Source organism: Amycolatopsis sp. SID8362, from assembly GCF_010550475.1.
In the GTDB taxonomy this organism is placed as follows: Bacteria; Actinomycetota; Actinomycetes; order Mycobacteriales; family Pseudonocardiaceae; genus Amycolatopsis; species Amycolatopsis eburnea.
The window spans coordinates 1-818 of sequence record NZ_JAAGNB010001853.1 but is presented as its reverse complement, the minus strand read 5'-3'; the positions used below and the strand labels follow the sequence as shown (position 1 = coordinate 818).

The 818-nt window shown below is 71.3% G+C and carries 1 protein-coding gene; it reads left to right on the top strand.

Annotated features, from left to right (window positions below; all coding sequences use genetic code 11):
* Positions 1–364: 364 nt before the first annotated feature.
* Positions 365–818, top strand: a 454-nt coding sequence (locus G3I65_RS56160; protein ID WP_375336796.1) for a Ppx/GppA phosphatase family protein, incomplete at its 3' end; no start/stop codon positions are given.

Below are 818 nucleotides of genomic sequence, written 5' to 3'. Positions count from 1 at the left end.
TCGCGGCCGGGGCGAGGACCGCGGTCACGCCGAGGAGGACGCAGCCGAGCCCGGCCACGACCGCGAGCACAGCCGCGGCCGGCCGGGCGAACTCGGATCGCCGCTCGGGCCGTTCGGTCACTTTTCCCTGCTCCACACCGGTGCTGATGCCCGGGTGATCGCAGCACCGAGGCTCGACGTTACCGAATCGTGTCCAATTCACTCGTTCGGGTTATCTCGCTGTGACCTACGCGTCAAGAACACACCGCCGGAGGGTCCAATCTCGTGAAAGACCCGGCGGCACGTGGTGAGATCCGACATCATTGCTGGTTTCAACCACCCCCGCTGGGGATATTCAGCAGGCGGAAGTGAGGTGCGCCGAGTCGTGCGAAGAATCGAAGAGCCCGCGGTGGGCGTGCTGGACGTCGGTTCGTTCAGTGCCCGGCTCGTGGTGGTGCCCGTCGCCGGGTCACCGCGGGAGCCGGTGTTGAACCACCAGACGCGGCTGCGCCTCGACCGCGAGCTCGACGCCCGCGGCCGGCTCACCGATCGGGGCGTGGCCGCCGTCACCACGGCCGTCGCCGCCGGGATGAGCACCGCTTACCGCCACGGCGTCCACGGCGTCTACCCGCTCGCGACGTCCTCGATCCGCGACGCGGCCAACTCCGCCGACGTCGTCCGGCACGTGGCCGGGGAAACCGGGGTCGAGCTGCGGTTCCTGTCCGGACCGGCCGAAGCCGGGCTCGCCTACCTGGCCGCCCGCCGCTGGTACGGCGCGGACGCCGGGCCGCTGCTGGTGCTCGACATCGGCGGCGGCACGGTCGAGCTGGCCGCCGGCT